Below are 1,019 nucleotides of genomic sequence, written 5' to 3' on the forward strand. Positions count from 1 at the left end.
GACCAGGTTGCCACGTACACCTGTCACGAGCTGATGGCGTCGGCGCTCGACGGCGGCGGGCACTCGGACGCGACCCGGCGTCTGGAGATCGCCGCCGTGCGCTGGGCGCGTACCGGTGTGCCACTCGACACCGTGCACGACGAACTTCGCGAATGTATGAAACACGCCCTACAGCAAGGTATCTCGTTCCAAGATTTGGCAGGCTGGGTTGAGTCGTTGATCGACGCTGCCGCTGCCGCAGCCACGGCACTGTCGGCTGGCCATGACGGGCGCCTAGACGGCAGGCAAGACGCTGCGGCCCACGCCCTGGTTGCGGCGCTGTTGGGCGGTGCGAGGATGGCGACGGCCCTGGCTCGTGAATGTGGCATCGACATCGCGGAATCGTATTCGGTGATCGCCGTGGCGATTCCAGCCGACATCGGCCTCGACCCGGCTGCGGCCGGGCTCGTGGTGAATCGCCTGCGTGCCGAGCTCACCCAGCACGGTGACGGCGTCGCATTGGCACGAATGTCTGCCCTCGGCGGCACGATCCTGATCCCCGAGCCAGATTCCGGCGATGCTCTCGACGATCTGTTTGCCGCCCTGTCCACGGCCGCCCGTACATCGCTTACCGCCGCGACAGTGCCAGCGGCACCGGCGGAAATTCCTGCGGTAGCACGCCACACCCACGAGCTCCTGGACGTAGCAACCGCCCTCGGCCGCACAGGCGCGCTACACCGGATCAGTGATCTTGCCCTCGAATTCCAGATCACCCGTTCTGGACCAGGCAACGACTATCTCCTCGCCTTCCTAGATCCGCTGGAGCCGTTCCCGGAACTGATCGAAACTCTGCGCCTGTGTTTCACCGACGGCATCAGCCGCCGGCGCATAGCCCGCGATCTGAACGTCCACATCAACACCATCGACAACCGGCTCAAGCGAATCACCGCCCTAACCGGATTGGACCCGCTGTCCTCGAAAGGTAAATGGTATTTACACTCCGCGCTCGTCGCCCGCACTTACCGCAGGCGGGCCGACTC

1 protein-coding gene is annotated in these 1,019 nt (G+C 65.0%); it reads left to right on the top strand.

Annotation, left to right across the window (positions count from 1 at the left end; genetic code table 11):
- Positions 1 to 1,019: helix-turn-helix domain-containing protein (locus AB0J47_RS42260; protein ID WP_364360364.1), on the top strand; the 1,019-nt coding region annotated here is incomplete at both ends.

Origin of the sequence: Nocardia sp. NPDC049737 (assembly GCF_040674755.1) — a bacterium.
In the GTDB taxonomy this organism is placed as follows: Bacteria; Actinomycetota; Actinomycetes; order Mycobacteriales; family Mycobacteriaceae; genus Nocardia.